The sequence below is a fragment of the Marivivens donghaensis genome (assembly GCF_011806565.1).
Taxonomy (GTDB): Bacteria; Pseudomonadota; Alphaproteobacteria; order Rhodobacterales; family Rhodobacteraceae; genus Marivivens; species Marivivens donghaensis_A.
The window spans coordinates 1-24,760 of record NZ_JAATOP010000011.1; the positions used below are offsets into that span (position 1 = coordinate 1).

Here is a 24,760-nt window from a genome sequence, read left to right on the forward strand (position 1 = left end):
TCATCGTCATGCCAAGGTCGCGAAGGCCAACTGCGATGGAGTGGAATGTGAAGGCCATGGCTCCGAGTGCGCCATGGCAACGGTGCAATCGCCGCGGGATCGTCGCGCCGCTGGCCGAGTCTATGCGCCTTCAGCCACTCGAGCGAGATCCTACTGACTTCCTGCTCGTTCCACGTCAGGATAAGGTCGGCACCCTGGATCGCCGCCTGCTCTGGTGCGATGTCGAGCGAAACCGACGTCAGATCGAACGTCCGCTCGCCAGTCTACGGGTGAAACCCGCTCGGATCGGTGTCGCGAAGCCAGATGTATGGAAATTCGCCAAGTGTTTTGTCAGGCCAGCAAATTTGAAGGCCATCGTTAAGAGCGGTCAGTGTGGGCTGCATGTGTGCTCCAAATAAAGTCGTTGTCGTACGGTGACCTCATTCTGATTTGGGCGGAGGCCACCATTCGTGCACCTTCGCGTGCGGATGGCCGGGGCATCTTCCCAAAACGGTGCACACGATCGCTATCTCTGCTGTCAGGAACAGCAAGACACGGCGACTGCAAAGCTGGCAAGCGAATGATGAAGCTAACGCGAGATCCAAAAGTATCGGTCGCGCGGAAGACCGATACCATCAGTGAAGCGGCAGGTCGCCGATCTCTGCCATTTTTGCATCAAGAAGGGCCTTCATATCCACGAAAACATCACTGAATGCAGGGTTGTGCGCCTGATTGGTCAGCTCATGCGGGTCGTTCTCGCAGTCGAAGAGTTCCCACTCCGGTGGCTCGTCACCATCGTTCGCACCAATCTGGCCGAGCGCGTCGTTGTACCAGTAGATGAGTTTCCAGCGTGCAGTACGGATGCCGTAGTGGGCGAAAGCGTTGTGCACTTCGTCTTTGTGCATCCAATAGCGGTGATATGCCACGGTCTGCCAGTCTTTGGCAGTGTCATTGAACAGTGGGCGCAAAGACGTGCCCTGCATGTACGACGGGATCTGGATGCCTGCGAAGTCCAGAAAGGTCGGCGCAAAATCCACGTTCATTGCGATACGGTTCGACGTCGAGCCAGCTGCAATGCTCTTTGGGAACCGCACGAGGAATGGCATCTGAAGCGATTCTTCGTACATGAAGCGCTTGTCGAACCACCCATGGTCGCCAAGGAAGAACCCCTGATCCGAGGTGTAAATGACAATGGTGTTGTCCGTCAGCCCTTCGACATCCAGCCAGTCTAAAAGCCGACCGACGTTGTCGTCGATCCCCGCGATGGACCGTAGATATCGCTGCATGTAGCGCTGGTATTTAAATAGGTCGAGTTCGCGTTGGCTATCGAAGGTCAAGCGCTCTCCCGCCCGGCGATCAATCAGCACCAAGTCTTTGTAATCATGCGGAACCTTCCGGATTTCCTGATCGGGCCAGACGCGATCGCCGATGTTCCCGCCGCCCTCTGGCTGCACGAGGCCGAGGTCTTCGTAGAACATGTCCGCCCGTACTTTCATGTTGGCGGCAGACGCGGCAGCGGCGCGGTTCTCATAGTCGTCACCATAGGTGTCGGGGACCGGAAGCGGGTCGGTGTAGAGGTCATCATATCGCGGATGTGGGCCGAAGGGGCGATGCGGCGCCTTATGATGGCACATCAGGAAAAACGGCCGATCAGCGTTGCGGTGTTCAAGGAAGTCGATGCATTTGTCGGCAATCAAATCGCTGACATAACCTTTTTCGACAGACTGGCCCTTAGGGCCAATGAAGCGCGGATCGAAGTAGTCGCCTTGACCCGGCACGACTGACCATTCATCAAAACCGGTCGGCTCGTGCGCTTGGCCTTCGCCCAGATGCCACTTGCCGAAAATGGCGGTCTGATAGCCCGAAGCCTGCAAATGTTTAGCGACATTCGGCAGGCGGTTATCGAGGTGCGTATCCAGTGTCGTGACGCAGTTCACATGGTTATATGTTCCCGTCAGGATCGACGCGCGGCTCGGCGTGCAGATCGAATTTGTGACGTAGCACCGGTCGAGGCGCATCCCCTCATTGGCGATCCGGTCGATATTCGGCGTGTGCGCGACTTTCGAACTATAGGCCGAAATCGCACCGGCCGAGTGATCGTCGGACATGATGAACAGAATGTTGGGGCGGGCGTCTTTCGTCATTCTCCGGCACCTTTCAGGAATTCTCGGGTTCGCTCCGCCAATGGGTCGTTCACGGAACGCTGCCACGCGAAAAGGCTCTCAATAAGGTCCGAACGAACGTTTCGCAGATCCTGTTGTGCAATAAGGTTCGCCATCTCACACGGATCGGAATCGAGATCGAACAACTGCTCAGCGAAGCAGCCGCGGCTCGTCCGCCCGTTCGCAGACGGTCCCATGACCGGCTCGGGGTTCGGCAGGTAGGCGATGTATTTCCAACGCTCGGTGCGGACAGATCGCTGGCTGATCCCATGGACGCCGAACAGATGTTCGGTGTGTGTAGGGCCAATGAGGCTCGTGCCATCGGCCGCGTATTCGGACGGCACTCCTGCGATGTCGAGGATCGTCGCCGCGGTATCCGCGTGCCAGACGAGGTCTTCTCGGACAGTCGGCTTAAACCCGCGACCGTTGATCATCAACGGAACCTGAACCGAGTGCTGATACAGGTTCTGCTTGCCCATCAGCCCGTGCTGGCCAAGAGCGATGCCGTGGTCTGCGGTGTAGATGACCACAGTGTTTTCTCGCTGGCCCGTCTCATTAAGCGTATCGATAATTTTTCCGATCGCATGATCGAGGTGCTGCACCATGCCGTAGTAGTCGGCGATGTGCTGGCGGACGGCTTCAGGGTCGCGAGGGACGGCCTCTAGCAGTTCATCGCGTACCAGCATCTCTCCATTATCGAAGGAGTGCGCGGGAGCGAAGTTGGCGGGCAGCGTGACGGCTTTGGGCGACACCGCAACCTCGAGCGGCGGTGTGCGTGGATCGTGCGGCGCGGTGAACGCGACCTGCATGAAAAACGGCTGATCGTTGGCAGCCTCGCACAAGAATTCGTGAGCAGCCTCGCGGAACAGGTCGGTCGAGAAACCTTCGCCTATGACCGCGTTATTTTCGCTGTATTCACCCGTGGGGTCGAAGTCGTGCAGCGGTACGCGGTCATGGTCGCTCATCCCGCCGAACATGACCTTTGATGCGGACGAGAACGACCGCGCGAATGATGCGCGGTCGTTGTGCCATTTGCCGATAGCGTGCGTCCGGTAGCCTGCTTGCCGCAACAGCTGCGGCATGGTCTGCATATCCTCGGGGATCGCGAATGCTTTGCCGCCGAAATGCAGACCGCCGGGGTCCTGCGACGCGGCAAAGATGTTGCGTCCGGTGAGAAGCGATGCCCGTGACGGCGAACACACCGCCGGATGCATCCCGCCCTGACAATGCGCGCGCATGAAATGCGCGCCGCCGGCAGCCAAGGCATCGAGGTGCGGTGTCGCGATGCCTTCGCAGCCGCTGACCCCGAGCGTTTCAAACCTGTGGTCGTCGGCGATGAGCAGGATGATATTCGGACGCACGCTCGCCTCTTAGCTCTGGGGCGCGATGGTTTCGAGCGGCTCTTCGATGTGGCGATTTACCAGCCGGACACCATCCTCATGGCGCGTGACGCACCAGTGCGCGGCGTTTGCCAGCACCTGCCGGACTTCGGGCATGTAGTATATCGGGAATGCCTCATGGCCCGAGCCGAAGTAGAAGATGCGCCCGCGTCCACGGTGATAGCAACAACCCGAACGGAAGACTTCGCCGCCTTCGAACCAGCTGACAAAGACGAGATGGTCGGGCTGGGGAATGTCGAAGGGTTCGCCGTACATCTCTGATTGCGGGATGAGGATCGACGAGGGCACGCCCTGCGCAATCGGGTGGGCGGGGTCGATGGCCCAGATGCGCTCGCGCTCGCCGCCCGGATGTTCGCGCCAAGACAGGTTGGCATTGGTGCCCATCAGGCGTTTGAAAATCTTGGAGTGGTGGCCGGAATGCAGGACAACCAGCCCCATCCCGTCGAGAACGCGCGCTTGGATGCGGTCAACCAATTCGTCGGGGACCAGTTTGTGAATGCAGTGGCCCCACCAGAACAGCACGTCGGTATTGTCGAGGATGTCGCCACCAAGTCCGTGGTCGTCATCATCGTAAAACGTCGCGGTGCGGATTTCGAAGTCGTCGTTTTCAATCCCGTCGGCGATCACCTGATGGATGCCCGTCGGGTAGACCTCGCGGATGTGTGGGTGCTCACGCTCGTGGTGGCCTTCGTTCCAGATGGTAATGCGGATTTTGTCAGACATTTTCGTCCCTTAAATGCTTGAGGTCAGCGCCAACGCTGCGCTGTTCTGTTCGCTGGATTGTTTGGCGAGGTCCCAAAGTTCGGCGAGGTGAAGGCTTTGTTCGGCAGACGACGGGTTAGGTGCGCCGCCGATTACTTTGATGAAGCTGTCGAGCACAGCGCCGTCGGCCTCGCCGCCCGCATTGCGGATGGTCTGGTTGCCTTGGCGCAGTTCGGCCCACTTGCCCCAGATGTCGATCTTCACGATGGCGTTCTCGAAATAGAGCGTCAGCGCAGACTCGCAGCCTTGGGTCGTGTCACCGCAAAAGCTAAGCGTGACGGGAATATCGCCGTCGAGGCGGGCAAGAACGCCGCCGACGAGTTCGTAGTTTTTCCCGCGATTTCCGAGGTTGGCAGCCACCTGCGTGTAGCTGCGGCTGGTCGCTTGAAGAACGGCGTTGAAAAGGTGCGAGCCGGTGTCACAGATGAACCCGCCACCGGACAGTTCCGGCACCTGCTTCCAATTTCCGACGTAGCGCTCCTGCCAGTGTTCCCAGACCTCGCCGCTGACGGAGAGCAACTCACCGAACTCCCCCGCCGCGATGCGCTGGCGGTAGCTGTCGATGAGCGGGGAGAGCGACGATTGATAGGCCACGACGACGGTCCGACCAGACGCATCACGCGCGGTAAGGATTTCGCGCGCCTCGTCGGCAGTCAGCGCCATGGGCTTTTCCAGCAGGACGTGGAGGCCAGCCGCGAGCGCGGCCTTAGCATATGTCTGGTGGTAGATGTGCGGGGTCGAAATATAGACCGCGTCGATGTTGTCTTTCTCGGCGGCCAGCAGCGCCTCGGCGGTTTCATAGACCTTCGGTGCGTCCGCGCCGGACTGCACGACGATATCGCTGTAGCGCTTGATCGACGACGCGCTGGTGTCGGTCAGGGCCACGATCTGCGGCGCGTCGGCGCTGCCGGTCCACGTGCGGGCATAGCTGGCGGCCTTCAGACCGCAGCCGATAATACCAAGTCTAATGGACATGGTTTTCCTTTCAGTATGTCAGGCGGATTGCGAACGGATCGCCCTGCCGTCGTTATCGAAAATGTGGCAGGCCGACGGGTCCACGGCCAAACGGATGGGCGTGCCAGAGGGCAGCGAATGGTCCCCCGGAACCCGGGCAATGCCGGGCTCGCCGCCCGTTTCGAACGAGATGTACGTTTCCATGCCGAGCCGTTCGGACAGGACCGTGCGTGTCTCGATCTCAGCGGGTTCATGCGGCGCGGCGAGGGTGAGGCTTTCGGGGCGGATGCCAAGCTGCACAGGGCCAGCCCGAAGGCCCTCGATTGCAGGCAAGTCGATTGGCCATCCAGCGTCGGTGCGAATGCGGACAACATCGCCCGCAACGCTCTCAACCTTTGCAGGGAAAAGGTTCATCTTCGGCGAGCCGATGAACTGCGCGACGAACGTGTTTTCGGGCTCTTTATAGAGGCCGATGGGATCGTTGGTCTGCATGACCTGACCGTCTTTGAGAACGACGATCTGATCGGCGAGCGTCATGGCCTCCACCTGATCGTGGGTGACGTAGATGATCGTGGCGCCGGTGGAGCGGTGAAGCTCCTGAAGCTCGGCGCGCATCTGCACACGCAGCGCTGCGTCGAGGTTCGAAAGGGGTTCGTCGAACAGGATGACCGAAGGCTCCTTGATGATCGCGCGGCCAATGGCGACACGCTGGCGCTGGCCGCCGGAAAGGGCGCTTGGCTTGCGGTTCAGGTAGGGCGTCAGTTGCAGGCGCTCGGCGATCTCTCCGACGCGGCGTTTGATTTCAGCCTTGGGGGTCTTCTTCAGATCGAGAGAGAAGCCGATGTTCTCTGCCACCGTCATGTGCGGGTAGAGCGCGTAGGACTGGAACACCATCGCGATGTTCCGCTGCTCCGGCGACACGTCGTTCATGACCTTGCCGTCGAGTAGGAACTCCCCTCCCGAAATGTCCTCCAGCCCCGCGATCATCCGCAGGAGCGTGGACTTCCCGCAACCCGAAGGGCCAACGAAAACAGCGAATTGGCCGTCTTCGATCCGGATGTCCGCACCCTTTATGACCTCGTGGCCGCCGAAGGATTTGCGGACCTGATTGAGTACGATTGTGCCCATGATTTATCCTTTCAAACCGCCGCCGAACGTCTGGACAAGGAACCGGCGCGCGAGCACGAAAGCGATGATGGCGGGCGCGGTGTAGACGATGGCGATGGCGGCCAAGAGGCCGTAGTCGATCTCGTTTGCCCGAAGGAATGCGCTGAAAATACCGATCGGCAGCATCCGCAGTTCGGGCGAGGAAACGAAGGTGAGGGGAACGAGGAAATCGTCCCAGCAAGCGATGAAAGCAAAGAGCCCCGAGGCTGCCAGACCAGGCATCGCGAGCGGCAGAAGCACGCGGCGCAAGCGCTGGCCGAAGGTGGCACCGTCCATGACAGCGGCCTCTTCATACTCGGGCGAAACGCTGTCGAAGTAGGTCTTCATGATCCACAGCGCGAGCGGCAGGTGCATCGTAGCAAGCAGCAGGATGAGGCCCAGATACCCGTCGATGAAGCCGACGATCTGCATCACGTCGCGCATATGTTCACGCGGAACGACCTGAAGCACCAGCCAGCGCATCCCGTTGTTGAGCGCGAGCATGACTTGATACAGCGGCACGATCAGCGCGGGCGGCGGGATGACGCGGATCAGGATGATCGAGTAGAGAAACGGCCGCTTCCACCATGCGTTCGTCCGCGACAGGGCGTAGCCACCGAAGCCGGAGAGCAGCATGACGATCAGCGTCGCACCGCCGCAGACGATCAGTGAGTTGATCAGCCAGCGCAGCCCGTCCTCTTCGGCGAAGACTCGGTAAAAGTTGTTGAGCGATACGCTGTCAGGCGTTTCGAGGAAAAGCCCTGCATTAGTGTCGAATGCCGCGACCAGAAGCCAGACAAACGGCATCAGGCAGTAGATCGACAGGACGATCAGGACGCCGTAGCGGCCTGCCTCTGCTTTCGTGGATGTTTTCGAGAGAGCCATCAGACTTCCACCTTCAATGCGCGGACGTAGAACGTGCCGATGATGAGTGAGAAGATCAGCAGCACCACCGCAATCGCGGAGCCGTAGCCGAGCTGATATGAGCCGAACGACTGGTTATAGATGTAGATGCCCACGATCTCGGTCGCGCCGGCGGGGCCGCCGCGGGTGAGGGCGTAGATCAGAGCGAAGATCGCGATGGTCGTGACGGTCGATACCAGCAGGTAGAGGAAGATCGTCGGGACCAGCAGCGGCAGCGTGATCTTGCGGAATGCCTGCCATGTGGTCGCGCCGTCCATGCGGGCGGCTTCGTAAAGCTCTTCGGAAATCGCTGAAAGGCCGGAGTTCATCAGGATCATCGCAAAGCCGATGCCCCGCCAGATGTTGACCACGATGATCATCGACAGCGGGAACGTGACGAGCCAGCGCTGCGGATCGACGCCGAACCAAGCAACGATCTTGTTCAGTGTCCCATACTCGCCCGACGCCAACATCGAGGACCACATCAGCGCCGCCACTACGCCGGGAACGGCGTTCGGCATCAGGATGATCGCGTTGAAGAACGGGCGGAGTGCGAACTGCCGTTTCAGCAGGATGGCCGACAACAGACCTAGTACTAACTGGCCGATGATGGCCGAGAAAAGTACGAACCAGAAGGTGATGACGAGCGAGCGCCAGAATGTGTGGTCGGAGAAAAGCTTGGTGTAATTGTCGAACCCGATGAAGCGCGGGTTGAGCGCCGCCGGACCAGTGAGCGACAGGTTCGTCATGCTCGTGTAGATCGCGACGCCTGACGGATAGAGCACGAAGGCAAAGAGAAGGATCGCCGAGGGAAGCACGAGCATGCGGTTCCTCAACATCTCCCGACGTTGGTAGGTCGAAGGCATTCTTGGGAAGTCCCTGCGAGCGGAGAAGGGGGAGCGGCGCACGCGGCGCCGCTCTGTTGCTTGCGAGTGGGAGGGGGCGTTACTCGACCATGTCCTCGCCGAGAATGTTGCTCACATAATCAACGAGGATCTGCTGCGCGCCTGCCGCGTCGGCATTGCCGAGCAGGAGCGCTTCGGACCCGCGTCCGATACCTTCCATCACAGTCGAGAAACCGGGCGCAGTTGCGACCGAGCGGCCATCTTCGAGCTGGTCGAGCAGCGGGACGAGGGCGGTCAGTTGCTGGAAGCCGTCGGATTCGATCGCGTCGGCACGCGACGGCAGGTTGCCCGACTTCTGCGCGTAACTGGTCATCAGTTCGATCGAACCCATCGCAGCGAGCACTTTCTTCGACGCTTCGATGTCGACCGCAGAAGAGCTGACCATCCACGGGTGGTTCAGGTTGACCAGAACCGACGGCGCATCGCCGTTCACGTTGGGCACTTTCCACGTACCGACAGCGTTTTCGATATCGGGGATCGGGTTCTTGGACTCGGGGCCCCAGTCAAAGATGTAGCACCACGAGCCGCAGGTGGTCATGAGCAGCTCGCCAGCGGGGAACATCTCGTACTTGGGGATGACCCACGGATCGGGGCCGAGCAGCGGATCGACGGGGACGACTTCGGCTTCGATCATTTTCTGATAGAATTCGAAGACTTCGCGCACGCCATCGCTGGTCAGGTTGAATGTACCGTTTTCGGTGACCAGCTCGGGGGTCGAACTGTTGGCGAGCAGCAGGCGGAAGCTTTCGATATAGGTGCCGCCGCCCCACGTCACGCCCATCGGCATGAGCAGGGAATATTCGCCGGTCTTTTCCTTGGCTTCGATAGCGCGGTTGATCAGCGCATCCCAGTCGGCGGGCTGGTCGGTCGAAACGCCGGCTTCGGTGAGCACGTCATTGCGGAAATAGAACTGCTGCATCGCGAGCATGGTCGGCATCGTGTAGATAACGCCGTCGGTCTCGGCCAGCTCGCGGGCGATCGGGAACATGTTGTCCCAAGCGTCGGAGCCTTTCACCTCTGCGGTGACGTCGACCAGATAGCCTGCGGTCGAGAAGTCCACGATCTCGCCCGACGAGGGAAGAGAGAAGACGTCCGGACCAGTGCCTGCGCGCAGTTCGGTCAGCAGCTTGGAAATGTATTCTTTGTCGGGGCCGGGGTATTCGATGACTTCGATATCGATGCCGGTCTGCTCTTCGATCATCGGCACAACAGCGTTGAGCGCGTCGATACGGGCCTGTCGGTGTTCCGCGATCCGGACGGTATCCGCCCAGACGTTGGTTGCACCGAAGGATGCCAGTGCAATCGCACTGACCATCAATTTGGTCTTCATGATATTCCTCCCTTGAATGATGCCAAACGACTGGCGCCTCCACGCCACCCTTCAATCAAGGGGATGCTTCGCTTGACATTGCTCAATCAGGATATGCACGCTCGCCATGACGTGTCTTGGGAGGTGTTGATACGTTTATGGGTTTATTTGATCTGCCTGAGATTCCGGTCGTCACGCTCGAAGCGGAGATGGGGCCGTATAATTCGTTCCACATCAGCCGCCCGCTCGTGAAAAGCTCGCCGCCCGCGCTGCCGCATAAGCACGAATTCTACGAAGTCTTCTGGATCGCGACCGGCTGCTGCATCCACTTCATCAACAACCACCGCATCGATCTATCCGCTGGAGAATTGGTGTTCATCCGCCCTGACGACGTCCATGCCTTCCAAAATCGCGAAAAAACGCCCTGCCGGATGATCAACGTGGCCTTTTCCAGCCAGACCGCCGATCACCTGCTGGAACGGTATGGAGCCGAATTTCAGGGCCGGTACTTCTGGTCGAACGCTGAAATGCCCGTATCGGTCTCGCTGAACCAGCAGGGGCTGGACGAACTGGCACGGCTCGAAGCGGCGCTTGACCAAGGCGCGCGGTCACTCGCGCGGATCGAAGGTTTTTTGCTAAATTTGACGACCGGCTTGCTGCCGACGGAAAACAACGTGCCCTCCGCGACGCCGCAATGGCTTGCCCGTGCTTGCGAGGGCATGCGCGATCCAGACGCGCTGCGCGAGGGGGTTCCGCTGATGATCAAACGAACGGGGCGGAGCCATGAACATGTCTCCCGCACCTTCAAACGCGTCTTCGGTCAGACGCCGTCGTCGTGGGTCAACGGGCTGCGGATGGAGCTGGCAGCGCGGATGCTGGTCAGCGAGGATTGGCAAATTCCAGAGGTCGCGCTGGCCTGCGGAATCGAGGACCTCAGCCATTTCTATCGCCTCTTCCGCCAGACTTATGGCGTCAGTCCGATGAAGTATCGCAAGCGGGAAAAGGTTGATCTGGTCCACCCACTCCGCAGTCAGAAGCGGGCATGAAAAAGGGCGCTCGCGGCGCCCTTTTCGTTATCCATGGAGTGCTTCGATGGCTTCGGTCAAACTGACCACTCCGCCGAGGCTGCCATCCCGTTTCGTCACGCCAATCGTCTGGTCCGGCGCTTGGGCGAGCGGCTTCAGCGCGTCCTCCAGAACAGTCTCACCGTCGAGCGTCGGCCCTGCAAAGGATTCGACCGGACGGGCCAGCGCGCGGAGTTCGATGACCTTGGCGCGGTTGATGTCCTTGGTGAAGTCGGCGATGTAATCGTCGGCCGGCTGCATGACGATCTGCTGGGCATCGCCCTGCTGGATCATTGCACCGTCGCGCAGGATCGCGATGTTGTCGCCTAGGCGCAGCGCTTCGTCGAGGTCGTGCGTGATGAAGATGATCGTCTTGTTCAGCTCGTCCTGAAGCTGGAGCAGGATCGACTGCATATCAAAACGGATCAGCGGGTCGAGTGCCGAGAAAGCTTCGTCCATCAAGAGGATTTCAGGATCGGTCGCCAGAGCACGGGCAAGGCCCACACGCTGCTGCATCCCGCCCGAAAGCTGGCCCGGATAATGCTCTTCGTAGCCCGACAGACCAACGCGTTCGATCCAGTAGTTCGCGCGCTCACGTGCCTTTGCATCGTCGACGCCCTGAATTGACAGACCGTAGGCGACATTCTCGTGCACACGGCGGTGCGGCAACAGGCCGAATTTCTGGAACACCATCGCGGTCTTGGTGCGGCGCACCTGACGAAGTTGCTTTTCGTCCATCTTCAGGACGTTTTCGCCGTCGATCAGGATTTCGCCGTCCGTCGGCTCGATCAGGCGGTTGATGTGACGGATGAGGGTCGATTTGCCCGAACCCGACAGGCCCATAACCACCTGTATCTGCTTTTCGGGGATGTCGAGCGAAACGTTCTCGATCCCCAGAACATGCCCGTGTTGATCCAGAAGATCAGGCTTCGACATGCCGTTCTTGACCAGAGGCAGAACCTTTTGCGGGTTCTTGCCGAAGATCTTGTAGAGGTTTTTGATTTGTACCTTAGCGTCAGTCATTGCCGTGCCCTTTACGATAGGCTTGCAGACGCTTGCCGTAAGTTTGCGATACGCGGTCGAAGATGATGGCGAGCGCCACAATGGCGAGACCGTTCATCAGACCAAGTGCGAGGTACTGGTTCGAAATCGCGCGGAGCACCGGAACGCCAAGACCCTTCACGCCGATCATCGACGCGATAACAACCATCGACAGAGCCATCATGATGGTCTGGTTGATGCCCGCAAAGATGTTCGGCAGCGCCAGCGGGATCTGAACGCCGAGCATCTTCTGCTTCGGGCTCGCACCAAACGCATCGGCCGCTTCTAGGATATCCTTGTCGACGAGGCGAATGCCAAGGTTTGTCAGGCGTACGATCGGCGGGATGGCATAGATACAGACAGCCAGAAGGCCTGGGACTTTACCGATACCCAGCAGCATCACGACGGGGATCAGGTAAACGAAGGACGGGATCGTCTGCATGACGTCGAGCACGGGCGTAATGATGGCCTGCGCGCGGTCGGAGCGGGACATGAAAATCCCAATCGGAATGCCCAAGACGATACAAAGCAGTGTCGCGACAGAGATAATCGCGAGCGTTGCCATCGTGTCTTCCCACATACCGAGGTAGCCGATGGCGATAAAAGCGAGAACAGAACCAACGGTGATCTTGACCGAACGCGAACCGAGCCACGCCAGACCACCAACAATGATGAGAATAATCGGCCACGGGGTGGCAATCAGAAGCTTCTCGAACCAGACCAGAAACTTGAGCAGCGGGTCAAAGAAGTTTTCGAGTGCCTCACCGTAGGCGCGAGAGAAACCTTTGAAGGCTTCGTCGATCGTTTGTTTAAATTCGCTGAGAGGGCGGCGCCCAAGCGCGGGAAATTCTTCAAACATTTCCATTCATTTTCCGTTCGTAGTGACCGTGCGGCCGATGTGAAACGGGGGGCGCAAACGGCCCCCCGTAACATTGTGTCGATCGAATTCTTACAGTTCGCCGTTGATGGCTTCTGCTGCTTCGTCCGATACCCATTCGGTCCAGATTTCCGGATAGGTTTCGAGGAAGTGCCATGCAGCATCTTCACCGGTTGCCTGGTTGTCGTTCATGTAAACGAGCATCGTGTTCATGAGCGAACCCGGGAATACGCGGTTGCCGAGGTAGTCAACAGCAACGCCACCTTCGTTCATCAGGCGGTCGGTGATGACCGTGTGAACTTCGGACTCGGTGTACGAGGTCGGCTGCGGGTCGAGGCAGTCCTGCTCGGCAAGTGCGATACAGCCATCCCAGTTTTCCGAGCCGCCCCATTCGGACTCCCACTCGAGCAGTTCAAGGTCGTACTTGCCGATCAGTGCAGTCGGAGCCCAGTAGTAGCCGAACCATGCTTCGTCACGCTCGGACGCTTTGGCGATTGCGCCGTCCAGACCGGCAGCCGAACCCGGATCAACCAGAACCCAGCCTTTTTCTTCCATGTCGAAGGCGCGGAAGAGGTTGGCGTTGGTCAGCTGACAACCCCAGCCCGCCGGACAGCCCATGAACGCGCCTTTGGATTCGTCTTCGACATAGGGGAACAATTCCGGATGCTCGATCAGCTTTTCAACCGTGTCGAGATCGGGGTGATCTTCCGCAAACTTGCGGGTAACCCACCAGCCTTCGCCGAGGTCGGTGATCGGGCCCGCGATGACCGAATGCAGGCGACCTTCGTCCATTGCCTTTTCGAGCGGCTCACGAACAGCATTGATCCAGAGTTCGCCAGCAACGTCAGGCTCTGCCTTTTCGTTCATCGAAGCGAAGGTGGTGGTCGTTGCGCCGGGGATTAGTTCGACATCGCAGCCGTAGCCTTCTTCGAGAATGATCGCGTCAACGTTGGCCATGAGCTCGGCCGAAGCCCAGTTCATTTCAGCCATCGTGAGCGAGCCACATTCCTCCTGAGCGCTTGCAGCACCTGCGAGGCCGGTCGTCATTGCCAGAGCGGCGAAAACACTAATTTTCTTGAATTTCACTTGATCGTCTCCCTGTTGTTTTTTGTCCCCACTCACGCGGGGCTCAAGATCGCGTGTAGTCGAAAAACGACATAGTACGCGTCCCATTGTCGTAAACTGAACATAGCGAAAATTGGCTGTAAACAGTAACAGCCATTGTTTTTGGGTATATTAAACTTTCGCAATGCTTATACCACATCACGACCAGATTACAAAATCGCCACTATTTAAACGGCTTTTGCAGAGATAGCTTCGCAACGGGAGGCCGTCAGCCATGATGCAATTTTACAATGCTTGGTGTGGATAAGCGGTCGATTTCACAACGAAAAATCCCGTCAGAAGGGCGGGATGCAATCGACGATAAACTTATAGCTGTGCTGACTTAGTCGTCCTGCTTTTTGTTGAGCGAGAGCCAGACGCTCTCCAACTCATCAAGCAAAGTGCCCAAACGCGTCTCACCGAGTATGTCTTCGATTTCTTCGTAGACGGCGTTGCTGATCGGATCGACATTCTGAACGAAATGCAGACCATCGGCGGTGAGCTTCACGAGCGCGCGGCGACCATCGCTCGGATCGCGGCGAGTGGTGATGTAGCCCTTGGAGTCGAGCGTTTTCATGATGCGCGTTAGCGAAGGCGCCAGCAGGCACGCACGCGCTGCGAGGTCCGACGCATCGGTTTCGCCCGTCTCGTTAAGGACGCGCATCACGCGCCATTGTTGCTCGGTGACGTCGGACTCGACTAGCACCGGGCGAAAGCGCTCCATGACGGCTTCGCGAGCGCGAAGTAACGCCATGGGCAGCGTCCGCTGAACATCGGTCCGCTGCAACTTATCTTTGGTGAATTTCCCCGTCATTCACGCATTCCTCGGTCAATCCGTCTCGCTGTGGTCTAAAATACCTTACTTGACAACAATCAAATGTGTCTTCGTTTCACGATGAGAAAGAGTTTCTATAATTGCGCGTTCGAAGTCGACCGCCCCTTCGGTCAAGTTCTAGAGATGCGCGAGAAGTTGCAACCCGTTCGTGAGACAATTTTGAATTTAATAGAAATGCTGTCTATATTGCCCAATGGTTGTTTATATCACATTCCAGCAGGTGGTGCACTGCGTTGTCGCACGGTTCGACGAAGCGGACATGTTCGCGCGTTGCGACCGGATGGACCGTTTGGCTCTCCGATAATTGCGTGAGGGTTGGTCCGCTGTGAGGCTATTTTTTCTCGCAATTTACCGATTAAATTCGATATAATCTCAGCGTGAGCTCGGTTCTGCGCGATCAGCGAGCGCATGATTTCACAAGCTCATCCAGATTATCCCTTCTGCACATTAATAACCAATAGGTGATTGATTTAGTTACTCAATAGTAACTAATGAACTTCGCCAGAAGACACTCCGCCAAGGCTCCGCGAGAGATCCGCGGCTGAACTCGCAACGATCTTGCCGAGTTGTTCCATCCGCTCGTCGCTCATCCGTGCGGCCAAGCCACTGATAGATATGGCACAAGCGGCTTCACCTTGGGGTGACCACACCACTGCTGCAACGCAACGGAGGCCGGTCACATGCTCTTCATCGTCGTAGGCAAACCCCTTGTTGCGCACCTGCTGGATGTCTTCCAAAGCTGCCTCAATGGTCCGCAAACTGCGGGGGGTCATGGGGTGGAACCCGACGCGCTTTGCAAGCGCAATGATGTCTGAATCTTCCCATGTGGAAAGTATGGCTTTTCCCATGCCGGAACAGAAAACTGGCACCCGCCCACCTGGTGCGGAGATCGCGCGGGTGATTTCGCGGCTTTCGACTTGACTGACGGTCACCAATTCGTCGTGGTCGAGGATGCCGAGGTTGGCGGTTTCCTTTGTCTGATCTCTCAGCCGTCGTAGGAACGGCAGGGCGGGCGCGATGTAATTCTTCCGCTTTCCAAACGCCGCGCCCACCGCAAATGCCTCGCGCCCGACATGCCAGAGGGACGTGGCGCTGTTGAATTGGGCAAAGCCGTGCAGTTCGAGGGTGGTGAGCAACCGGTGCGTCGTCGACACCGCCAGCCCTGACTGTCGTGACAAATCGGACACACGTAGCCCTTCGTCCGATTGCCCGAGCCGCTTCAGAAGATCGAGCGCGCGCCCGACAGCCTGCACTCCGGTTTTTTCCGCCATCGCATAGCCTTTCCACATCGTGGAAAACTAAATTCGATTTCTGCCCCTTTGTCACCCGCTGCGCTACATCGTTGGCAAAGATGGAGGTTTCTCATGACCGAATATGTTGATCGCGCTGGCCTTTCCGTTGCCGCGCCGCTTGCAGAACTGATCGAAAACAACGTGTTGGCTGGCGTGTCCGCCGACAACTTCTGGGCGGGCTACGCAGCCATGCTCCGCGATCTGATGCCAAAAAACGAAGCGCTCCTTGCGAAGCGTGATGCGCTTCAGGCTAAGATCGATGAGTGGCACAAGGCGAATCCGTTCGACGCTGACGCCTACCGCGCGTTTCTGACCGACATTGGTTATCTGGTGGCAGAGCCCGAGGCGGTCGATATCGACGTCACCAATGTTGACCCCGAGATTGCCAAGCTCGCTGGTCCGCAGCTCGTCGTCCCGATCACCAATGCTCGTTTCGCGCTTAACGCCGCGAATGCGCGCTGGGGCTCGCTTTACGACGCGCTCTACGGCACCGACGCCATTCCTGGCGCGGCGTCCGGTAAGGGATATGACGAAGAGCGTGGCGCGAAAGTTATCGCTTGGGCGCGCAAGCACCTCGACAAAGTCGCGCCGCTCGCCGGCGGTTCGTGGGCCAATGTCGAGGCGATGGAAGTGCGCGGCGAGATGCTCTTGATCACCACTGGCGGCGATGAAACGGGCCTCGCCGATCCGTCGCAATTCGCCGGACATGCCGACGGCTCGGTGTTGCTGAAAGCCAACGGTCTGCTCATCGAGATCAAGCAGGATCGAATCTCACCTATCGGTAAGAATGATCCTGCGGACATTTCGGACGTCCGTCTGGAGACCGCGCTGACCGCGATCATGGACTGTGAGGACTCTGTCGCTTGCGTGGATGCCGAGGACAAGGTGCTGGCCTATTCCAACTGGCTCGGCCTGATGAAAGGCGACCTTGAGGCGACGTTCCGGAAGGGCGGGCAGACGATGACCCGCAAAATGGACGACGACCGCACCTTCATCGCGCCTGATCGTTCGACGTTCAATGTTCGTGGTCGCTCGCTGCTGCTCGTCCGTAACGTGGGCCACCTGATGACCACTGATGCGGTGATGTTGGACGGCAAGGAAACGCCCGAAGGTATCATGGACGCGCTGGTAACCGTTGCCGCCGCTATGCACGATCTGCAAAAGACTGAAGGTCCGAAGAATTCGCCGGCCGGTTCGGTCTACGTCGTGAAGCCGAAGATGCACGGCCCCGAGGAAGTTGCGTTTGCCAACGAGCTCTATGGCCGCGTCGAAGATATCCTCGGCCTGCCTCGTTACACCGTCAAACTGGGCGTCATGGACGAAGAGCGCCGCACCTCGGCAAACCTCGCCGCTTGTCTCGAGCAGGTGAAGAACCGTTGCGTGTTCATTAACACTGGCTTCCTCGACCGTACGGGCGACGAGATCCACACCTCCATGGCCGCCGGTCCTGTTATTCCGCGCGGCGAGATGGCGGCGACCCCGTGGCTCAAGGCTTACGAGGCGGGCAACGTCGATACCGGCCTTGCAGCTGGCCTGTCTGGGCAAGCGCAGATCGGCAAGGGCATGTGGGCGAAGCCCGACGCCATGTCCGAGATGCTGCAGGTCAAGATCGGCCATCCGAAGTCCGGTGCGAACACCGCTTGGGTGCCATCGCCGACCGCGGCAACGCTCCATGCCACGCATTACCACGTGGTCGATGTGTTCAAGGTACAGGGCGAACTGCGCAGCCGCGAAAAGGCGAGCAAGGTCGAACTGCTGACGCCGCCGATCATGTCGGGTCGCAATCTGTCGGACGATGAGGTCGTGCGCGAGCTGGACAACGCGTGTCAGTCGATCCTCGGCTACGTTGTGCGTTGGGTCGATCAGGGTATCGGTTGCTCCAAAGTGCCGGACATCAATGACGTGGGTCTGATGGAAGACCGCGCGACCCTGCGGATTTCGTCGCAATACCTCGCCAACTGGCTCAAGCACGGCATTTGCACCGCCAAGCAGGTCGAGGATTCGCTCCGCCGCATGGCTCCGAAGGTGGATGCGCAGAACGAAGGTGATGCCGCTTACACGCCAATGGCGCCGTCGTTCGATGGCGAGGCGTTCAATGCCGCCCGCGATCTGATCTTCAAAGGCGAAGCACAGCCGTCCGGCTATACCGAGCCGCTGCTTCACGCCGCGCGGCGCCGCGTCAAATCGGCCTAACCATTCGGCACGATTGAAAGAGAAACGCTCCTCCGATAAAAGTTTGATCAAATTGTCGGAGGAGTGATCATGGCAAGCGTTAAGGACAGCAATCGTTTCGAGTGGAGCGATCCGTTTCTTCTGGACCAGCAGCTGGGCGATGAGGAGCGGATGATCCGTGACACCGCGCACGCTTACTGTCAGGATAACCTCGCTCCGCGTGTCCGCGACGCGTACCGCAACGAGTCGACCGATCCTGCGATCTTCACCGAAATGGGCGAGCTGGGCCTGCTAGGTCTGACAGTCCCCGAGGAATACGGCGGGGCAGGGGCGTCCTATACGGCCTATGGCCTCGTGGCCCGAGAGGTCGAGCGCGTCGACTCCGGCTATCGCTCGATGATGTCGGTGCAATCGTCGCTCGTGATGTATCCGATCCACGCTTACGGCTCCGAAGAGCAGCGTCAGAAGTATCTGCCGAAGCTCGCGACCGGTGAGTACATCGGCTGCTTCGGTCTGACCGAGCCCGACGCAGGTTCCGATCCGGGCGGCATGAAAACCCGCGCGACCAAGACGGACGGCGGCTACGTGCTAAACGGCGCGAAAATGTGGATTTCAAACAGCCCCATCGCAGATGTGTTCGTGGTCTGGGCCAAGTCCGATGCCCATGATGGCAAGATCCGTGGCTTCGTGCTGGAAAAAGGCATGAAGGGCCTCTCCGCTCCCAAGATCGAAGGCAAGCTGTCGCTCCGCGCGTCGATCACTGGCGAGATCGTCATGGATAACGTCGAGGTCGGTGAGGACGCGCTGCTTCCGAACGCCGAGGGGCTCTCCGGTCCGTTCGGTTGCCTCAACCGTGCGCGCTACGGCATTGCGTGGGGTGTGATGGGCGCGGCAGAGGCGTGCTGGCACGCTGCGCGTCAGTACGGCCTTGATCGCAAGCAGTTCGGTCGCCCGCTGGCGAACACCCAGCTTTACCAAAAGAAGCTCGCCGATATGCAGACCGAGATTACCCTCGGCCTTCAGGCGGCGCTGCGCGTCGGTCAGCTGTTCGACGCGGGCCAGATGGCACCCGAGATGATCAGCCTCATCAAGCGCAATAACTGCGGCAAGGCTCTCGATATTGCGCGGATGTCGCGCGACATGCACGGCGGCAACGGCATCTCGGATTCGTTCCCCGTGATGCGCCACATGGTGAACCTTGAAACTGTGAACACTTACGAGGGCGCACACGACGTTCATGCCCTTATTTTGGGCCGCGCCCAGACTGGCTTGCAGGCGTTCTTCTGACCCCGTTCCCTTTGCGTCCCGAACCTGCTAATGGCGTTCGGGACCGAGGGAATGGAGACCGCTATGACGACCCGCATTGACGCCTGTTTTGAAAAGGCCCGCGCCGAAAATCGTCCTGTTCTGGTGACTTACACGATGGCAGGTGATCCGGATGCGGAAACCTCGCTGGCGGTTCTCAAGAACATCGTTGCTTCGGGCGCCGACATCGTCGAATTCGGCCTTCCGTTTACCGATCCGGTTGCTGACGGCCCCGCCATTCAGGCTGCGGGCCTCCGCGCGATCGACGCTGGTCAGACCGCGAGGAAAACGCTCGAACTGGTCAAGGAATTCCGCAAGGAATGCCCCGACACTCCGGTCATCCTGATGGGCTACTACAACCCGATCTACAGCTACGGCCCCGTCAAGTTCGTGGCCGATGCCAAGGACGCGGGCGTGGACGGTTTCATCGTGGTCGACGTTCCTGCCGAAGAAGATGACGAGCTGTGCCTGCCCGCAATGGAAGCCGGCCTTGCCTTCATCCGCCTCGTTCCGCCGACCGCCGATGACGAGCGCCTGCCTGTCATCCTCAAGAACTCGTCGGGCTTCGTTTACCACGTGTCGATCAACGGCATCACCGGTTCGGCCACGCCGGACTATTCGGTCGTCTCGAGCGCACTTGCCCGCATCCGCAAGTACACCGATCTGCCGATCGTCGTCGGCTTCGGCGTAAAAACCGGCGAGCACGCGGCCGCGCTGGGCGAACACGCTGACGGCGTTGTCGTTGGCACCGCGCTCGTGAACCAGATCGCGTCGACCTTTGCGGACGGCAACAAGGCCACTGACGCGACCGCAACTTCGGTCAATCATATGGTCGCCGATCTTGCCGCTGGTGTGCGCAAGGCGAAGAAGTCGTAAACTTCAGCCACCATTCTGCGCGAGAGCGCACAATTCTGCCTGTAGCCCACGGTCATTCCGTGGGCTATTTTGCTGCGCCTAACTGAAAGGGCTGTATCAATGGCACCGATTGTTAAGGTCAACGACCTTCGCAAAAGCTACGACTCTGGGTTCGAAGCCCTCAAAGGCGTAACTCTCGATATTGAAGAAGGCGAGATTATCGCCCTGCTCGGGCCGAACGGCGCGGGTAAAACCACACTTATTTCTACCATCTGCGGTATCACGCGCCCAACTTCCGGCACCGTTACCGTCAGTGGCCACGACATCATCAAAGATTACCGCCAGGCGCGTTCGCAGATCGGTCTGGTCCCGCAAGAACTCTCTCTCGAACAATTCGAGACCGTCATGAACGCCGTCCGCTTCTCGCGTGGTCTGTTCGGAAAGCCGAACGACGATGCGCTCGTGGAAAAGCTGCTCCGCCAGCTGGGTCTGCATGACAAAAAGGACTCGAAGATCATGGCGCTTTCGGGCGGTATGAAGCGCCGTGTCCTGATCGCCAAGGCGCTCGCCCACGAGCCGCGCGTTCTGTTCCTCGACGAGCCGACCGCCGGCGTGGACGTGGAACTCCGCAAGGATATGTGGCGCGTCGTGGATGAGCTGCGCAAAACCGGCGTGACGATCATCCTGACCACCCACTACATCGAAGAAGCCGAAGCGATGGCCGACCGTATTGCGGTGATCGAAAAGGGCCAGATCCGTCTGGTTCAGGGAAAGGTCGAACTGATGGCTCACCTCGGCAAGAAAGAGGCGATTATCCACCTGACGGCTCCGCTCGCCGAGGTGCCCGCATCGCTGGCTCACTACAACGTTGAATTGGTGAATAACGGCAGCGCGCTGCGCTACGTGTACGACGTGCGGGCAGAGCGGACGGGGATCACCTCGCTTCTGAACGATCTGCAAACTGCCGGACTGCAAATGTCCGATATCGAAACCCGTCAGAGCAGTCTCGAAGAGATCTTTGTCGGCCTCATCGAAGGAGACGCCGCATGAATTATCAGGCGATCCGTTCCATCTACTTCTTCGAAATGGCAAGGTTCTTCCGCACCTACCGCCAGAGCCTTCTGGCCCCTGTCATTTCGACGTCGCTCTATTTCGTGGTCTTCGGCGCGGCTATCGGCAGCCGCATCAACTCGGTCGAAGGCGTGCCCTACGGTGCGTTCATCGTGCCCGGCCTCATCATGCTCAGCGTGATGACACAGTCGACCTCGAACGCCTCGTTCGGGATATATTTTCCCAAGTTTACAGGGTCGATATACGAGCTCTTATCGGCGCCGGTGAACTTCTTCGAAGCGACCGTGGGCTACGTCGGCGCAGCGGCGACCAAGGCGCTGATCATTGGTCTAATCATCCTCGGCACGTCGTACTTCTTCGTCGATCTGACCATCGCGCATCCCTTTGCGATGGTGGCATTCCTGCTGCTGACGTGTCTGTCCTTCGCGCTGCTCGGTTTCATCATCGGTATCTGGGCGGGCAACTTCGAGCAGCTCAACCTGATCCCGATGCTGATCATCACGCCGCTCGTCTTCCTCGGCGGTAGCTTCTACTCGACCTCGATGCTGCCGCCCGTGTGGCAGGCGATCACCATGCTGAACCCCGTTCATTACCTGATTTCGGGCTTCCGCTGGGCGTTCTTCGAGCAAGCAGACGTGCCGGTCGGTATCTCGCTGGCGGCCATTGCGGTGTTCACGGGGCTTTGCCTTGCGGCAATTGCGTGGATTTTCCGGACGGGTTGGCGGATTAGGCAATAACGCCGCTTGTCCGCCCTCGCGGGTCCACCTATCTCAGATGACATGAGACGCTGGATACCGTTTATGAACAAAGATCCTGTAGTCGCCGTTGTGCGGCTACAGGGCACCATTGCCACCTCGGGCCGCAGCCTGAACGATGCTTCTCTGGCGTCGATCATCGAAAAGGCGTTCAGCGGCAAATCCGTTGCGGTGGCTCTGCAAATCAACTCGCCGGGCGGATCGCCCGTGCAGTCTTCGCTGATCGCTGCGCGCATCCGCCGGTTGGCCGAAGAAAAGAACATTCCCGTTTATGCGTTTGTCGAAGATGTGGCTGCCTCTGGCGGTTACTGGCTTGCCTGCGCTGCGGACGAGATCCTGATCGACCGCGGGTCGATCGTCGGCTCGATCGGTGTGATCTCCAGCGGCTTTGGCCTTTCGGACTTCATCAGCCGTCACGGCGTCGAGCGCCGCGTGCACACAGCCGGACAGTCCAAATCGCAGCTTGATCCGTTCAGGCCCGAAAAGCCCGAGGATGTCGAACGCCTCGAAGGCTGGCTCACGGACCTCCACGCGTATTTCATCGACTGGGTCAAATCGCGCCGTGGCAGTAAGCTTCCTGATGAGGATCTGTTCACCGGAGATATCTGGATCGGCGACCGCGCTGTGGAAAAGGGCCTTGTCGATGGCATCGGCCATCTCGTCCCCGAGATGAAGCTGCGCTTTGGCGACAAGGTGAAATTCCGCCGGTATTCGCAGAAGAAATCCATTCTTCGCCGCTTCGGAGCTGAAATTGCCTCCGACGCTATCGGCGGCATCGAGGAGCGGGCCGCCTACGCCCGCTTTGGTCTCTGATGCTTCTGAAAATCGTGGCCCTCTTCCTCGTCGGGATGATCGTCCTGTCGATGTTCGGGAAATGGAAATTTCCGGGCCAGCGAAAACTTGAATCCATGAAATGCCGTTCCTGCGGGCGCTACCGCATCGGCAAGGGGCCATGTCCCTGTAAACGAGGATAATATGATCTGGATAATGACGATCGCCGGCCTGATCCTTCTGGTTCTCGCCGGTGACGCCTTGGTCAAGGGCGCGGTCAATACATCGCTTCGCCTTGGCATCCCGCCGCTCATCGTTTCCCTGACCATCGTTGGCTTCGGCACCTCGGCGCCGGAGCTTTTGGTGTCGCTGCAATCCATGTTCGCCGGCGTGCCCGAGCTCGCGCTTGGTAACGTGGTTGGCTCGAACGTGGCGAACGTTCTGCTGATCCTTGGTGTTCCTGCGCTGATCAGTGTGATGCACACCAGCGAGGTACGCACGCGGAACAGCTACCTCCAGATGCTCGCCATGTCGGTGATCTTCATCGCGCTTTGCTGGGACGGTATGTTGAACCTGCTGGACGGGTTAATCCTCGCGGTGCTGATGCTGGTGTCGATCCTGCATTCGATCCGCGTCGCGCGCCGTTCGCGGTATAATCGCGATGAAGAAGAGGTCGAAGGCGCCGACGACAAGATGTCGTGGGCCAAGATCGCGTTCTTCCTCGTCGCTGGTATCGTTGGCCTTCCCCTTGGTGCGCAGTTTCTGATCAACGGTGCGACTGCGGTGGCAGAGCAGTTCGGCGTTCCGGAGGCGGTCATTGGCCTCACCCTCGTGGCACTGGGCACGTCGTTGCCCGAGCTTGCGACGACCGTGATGGCAGCGATCCGCAAGCAGGCAGATGTCGCGATCGGGAACGTCATAGGCTCCAACATGTTCAACATTGGCGCGATCCTTGGCATCACCGCGATGACCGGAAATATCCCCGTCTCCAAAGAGTTCATGCACTTTGATCTGTGGGTGATGCTGGCGGCGTCGCTTGTACTGATCCCGTTCGTGTTCATGCGCGTAGATATCGGAAGGGTCTGGGGCGCGGTGTTGACGGCGCTCTATGTGACCTACATCTGGGTTCTACTTTAAAGGAGGTTGGAGCAATGACGCGAGCTCTAGTTACCGGTGCCGGTGCCCGTCTGGGGCAGGCTATGGCGATCTATCTGGCCAAGCGCGGCTATGATGTGGCCGTGCACTACGCCTCCAGTTCTGACGGCGCCGAGAAAACGGCTGACGCTATCCGTGCCGAGGGCCGCAAAGCCGTCACGCTCCAAGCCGACCTGCTGGATGAGGACGCAACCGCGTCGCTTCTGCCGCGCGCGGCAGAGGCGCTCGGCGGTCCGATCACCTGTCTGATCAACAACGCGTCCATCTTCGAGTACGACAATATCTATACCGCGACCCGCGAACACTGGGATCGTCACATGGGGTCGAACCTGCGCGCGCCGTTCATCCTCATTCAAGCGATGGCGAAGCAAATCCCCGATCCAGAGATCGACGCGAACGGCGAACCCGTTGCCAAAGGTCTGGTGGTGAACATGGTCGACCAGCGCGTGGAGAAACTCACGCCGGAGTTTTCGACCTACACGCTGGCCAAGATGGGGCTGTGGACTTTGACCCAGACGGCAGCCCAAGGGCTGGCCCCGAAAATTCGCGTAAACGCGATCGGCCCCGGCCCGACACTGAAGGGCGCGCGCCAGTCCGAAGAGCACTTCCGCAACCAGCGTAGCAACACTGTGCTGGAGCGTGGATCGGACCCCGAAGACATCGTTGCGGCGCTGGGTTTTCTCATCGATTGCAAGGCTTACACGGGGCAGCTGCTCTGCGTTGACGGTGGCCAGCACCTCGGGTGGAAAACGCCGGATATCCAAGGCGTCGAGTGACAATCCCATACGGATATGTGACAACTTGTACACCGTGTCGGTATCTTGACGCTCTCAGGAGTGCAAAGGCGTGGAAAACCAGACGTTTACATTGTTGTAATAAATTTTGTATTTAAAAACAATGACTTGTTTTGGTGCTCAAAAAATGGGCAAACCGCTGAGGTGTC

The 24,760-nt window shown here is 59.0% G+C and carries 23 protein-coding genes; 10 read left to right on the plus strand and 13 right to left on the minus strand.

Annotated features, from left to right (window positions below):
- Positions 1–398, plus strand: a 398-nt coding sequence (locus HCZ30_RS16535) for a hypothetical protein (protein WP_217703057.1), incomplete at its 5' end; no start/stop codon positions are given.
- Between the two features lie 216 nt (positions 399–614).
- Here the strand turns inward: HCZ30_RS16535 and HCZ30_RS13905 are convergent.
- From HCZ30_RS13905 to HCZ30_RS13940, 8 genes are all read right to left on the minus strand, one after another.
- Positions 615–2,123, minus strand: coding sequence for a sulfatase family protein (locus HCZ30_RS13905; RefSeq protein ID WP_167638909.1), 1,509 nt, complete (start codon positions 2,121–2,123; stop codon positions 615–617).
- Positions 2,120–3,502, minus strand: coding sequence for a sulfatase-like hydrolase/transferase (locus HCZ30_RS13910; RefSeq protein ID WP_167638910.1), 1,383 nt, complete (start codon positions 3,500–3,502; stop codon positions 2,120–2,122). The genes HCZ30_RS13905 and HCZ30_RS13910 overlap by 4 nt, the downstream gene beginning before the upstream one ends.
- A 9-nt stretch (positions 3,503–3,511) precedes the next feature.
- The gene (locus HCZ30_RS13915; RefSeq protein WP_167638911.1) at positions 3,512–4,264 is read right to left on the minus strand and encodes a ThuA domain-containing protein; all 753 of its coding nucleotides are present in this window, start codon (positions 4,262–4,264) and stop codon (positions 3,512–3,514) included.
- Between the two features lie 9 nt (positions 4,265–4,273).
- Positions 4,274–5,278 carry a Gfo/Idh/MocA family protein gene (locus HCZ30_RS13920; RefSeq protein WP_167638912.1) on the minus strand — a complete coding sequence of 335 codons (1,005 nt, stop codon included), beginning with the start codon at positions 5,276–5,278 and terminating at the stop codon, positions 4,274–4,276.
- 18 nt (positions 5,279–5,296) lie between these two features.
- A complete protein-coding gene (locus HCZ30_RS13925) occupies positions 5,297–6,385 on the minus strand; it encodes an ABC transporter ATP-binding protein (protein WP_167638913.1) in 1,089 nt (362 codons plus the stop codon).
- A 3-nt stretch (positions 6,386–6,388) separates the two neighbouring features.
- Positions 6,389–7,288: a carbohydrate ABC transporter permease gene (locus HCZ30_RS13930; RefSeq protein ID WP_167638914.1), complete on the minus strand. Its 900-nt coding sequence runs from the start codon at positions 7,286–7,288 to the stop codon at positions 6,389–6,391.
- A complete protein-coding gene (locus HCZ30_RS13935) occupies positions 7,288–8,130 on the minus strand; it encodes a carbohydrate ABC transporter permease (protein ID WP_217703058.1) in 843 nt (280 codons plus the stop codon). The genes HCZ30_RS13930 and HCZ30_RS13935 overlap by 1 nt, the downstream gene beginning before the upstream one ends.
- 121 nt (positions 8,131–8,251) lie before the next feature.
- Positions 8,252–9,541, minus strand: a complete 1,290-nt coding sequence (locus HCZ30_RS13940) for an ABC transporter substrate-binding protein (protein WP_167638916.1) — start codon at positions 9,539–9,541, stop codon at positions 8,252–8,254.
- A gap of 137 nt (positions 9,542–9,678) precedes the next feature.
- On the opposite strand from HCZ30_RS13940, the gene HCZ30_RS13945 reads away from it, so the two are divergent.
- On the plus strand, positions 9,679–10,566 hold the full coding sequence (locus tag HCZ30_RS13945) for a helix-turn-helix transcriptional regulator (protein ID WP_167638917.1): 888 nt from the start codon (positions 9,679–9,681) through the stop codon (positions 10,564–10,566).
- A gap of 27 nt (positions 10,567–10,593) precedes the next feature.
- Here HCZ30_RS13945 and HCZ30_RS13950 read toward each other — a convergent pair whose 3' ends face one another.
- The 5 genes from HCZ30_RS13950 to HCZ30_RS13970 form a co-directional block, all read right to left on the minus strand.
- Complete coding sequence (locus HCZ30_RS13950) at positions 10,594–11,607, minus strand: quaternary amine ABC transporter ATP-binding protein (RefSeq protein ID WP_167638918.1); 1,014 nt, start codon at positions 11,605–11,607, stop codon at positions 10,594–10,596.
- Complete coding sequence (locus HCZ30_RS13955) at positions 11,600–12,490, minus strand: ABC transporter permease (protein WP_167638919.1); 891 nt, start codon at positions 12,488–12,490, stop codon at positions 11,600–11,602. Before HCZ30_RS13955 ends, HCZ30_RS13950 begins: the two co-directional genes overlap by 8 nt.
- 84 nt (positions 12,491–12,574) lie before the next feature.
- A complete protein-coding gene (locus HCZ30_RS13960) occupies positions 12,575–13,588 on the minus strand; it encodes a glycine betaine ABC transporter substrate-binding protein (protein ID WP_432442770.1) in 1,014 nt (337 codons plus the stop codon).
- Positions 13,589–13,949: 361 nt separating this feature from the next.
- Complete coding sequence (gene hpaR, locus HCZ30_RS13965; RefSeq protein WP_246212845.1) at positions 13,950–14,360, minus strand: homoprotocatechuate degradation operon regulator HpaR; 411 nt, start codon at positions 14,358–14,360, stop codon at positions 13,950–13,952.
- A gap of 569 nt (positions 14,361–14,929) precedes the next feature.
- Positions 14,930–15,712: an IclR family transcriptional regulator gene (locus HCZ30_RS13970; RefSeq protein ID WP_167638921.1), complete on the minus strand. Its 783-nt coding sequence runs from the start codon at positions 15,710–15,712 to the stop codon at positions 14,930–14,932.
- A gap of 93 nt (positions 15,713–15,805) precedes the next feature.
- Between HCZ30_RS13970 and HCZ30_RS13975 the strand changes: the two genes are divergently transcribed.
- The 8 genes from HCZ30_RS13975 (at position 15,806) to HCZ30_RS14010 (ending at position 24,593) form a co-directional block, all read left to right on the plus strand.
- Positions 15,806–17,926 carry a malate synthase G gene (locus HCZ30_RS13975; RefSeq protein ID WP_167638922.1) on the plus strand — a complete coding sequence of 707 codons (2,121 nt, stop codon included), beginning with the start codon at positions 15,806–15,808 and terminating at the stop codon, positions 17,924–17,926.
- A gap of 69 nt (positions 17,927–17,995) precedes the next feature.
- The gene (locus HCZ30_RS13980) at positions 17,996–19,192 is read left to right on the plus strand and encodes an acyl-CoA dehydrogenase (protein WP_167638923.1); all 1,197 of its coding nucleotides are present in this window, start codon (positions 17,996–17,998) and stop codon (positions 19,190–19,192) included.
- 63 nt (positions 19,193–19,255) lie between these two features.
- Positions 19,256–20,086 (plus strand): tryptophan synthase subunit alpha, encoded by an 831-nt coding sequence (gene trpA / locus HCZ30_RS13985; RefSeq protein WP_167638924.1) that lies wholly within the window; start codon positions 19,256–19,258, stop codon positions 20,084–20,086.
- 99 nt (positions 20,087–20,185) lie between these two features.
- Entirely contained in the window at positions 20,186–21,115 is a 930-nt protein-coding gene (locus HCZ30_RS13990) for an ABC transporter ATP-binding protein (RefSeq protein WP_167638925.1), read from the plus strand.
- A complete protein-coding gene (locus HCZ30_RS13995) occupies positions 21,112–21,873 on the plus strand; it encodes an ABC transporter permease (protein WP_167638926.1) in 762 nt (253 codons plus the stop codon). The genes HCZ30_RS13990 and HCZ30_RS13995 overlap by 4 nt, the downstream gene beginning before the upstream one ends.
- 42 nt (positions 21,874–21,915) lie before the next feature.
- Positions 21,916–22,704, plus strand: coding sequence for a S49 family peptidase (locus HCZ30_RS14000; protein WP_167638927.1), 789 nt, complete (start codon positions 21,916–21,918; stop codon positions 22,702–22,704).
- 162 nt (positions 22,705–22,866) lie between these two features.
- On the plus strand, positions 22,867–23,799 hold the full coding sequence (locus tag HCZ30_RS14005) for a calcium/sodium antiporter (protein ID WP_167638928.1): 933 nt from the start codon (positions 22,867–22,869) through the stop codon (positions 23,797–23,799).
- A gap of 14 nt (positions 23,800–23,813) precedes the next feature.
- Complete coding sequence (locus HCZ30_RS14010; protein WP_167638929.1) at positions 23,814–24,593, plus strand: SDR family oxidoreductase; 780 nt, start codon at positions 23,814–23,816, stop codon at positions 24,591–24,593.
- The last annotated feature ends 167 nt before the right edge of the window (positions 24,594–24,760 follow it).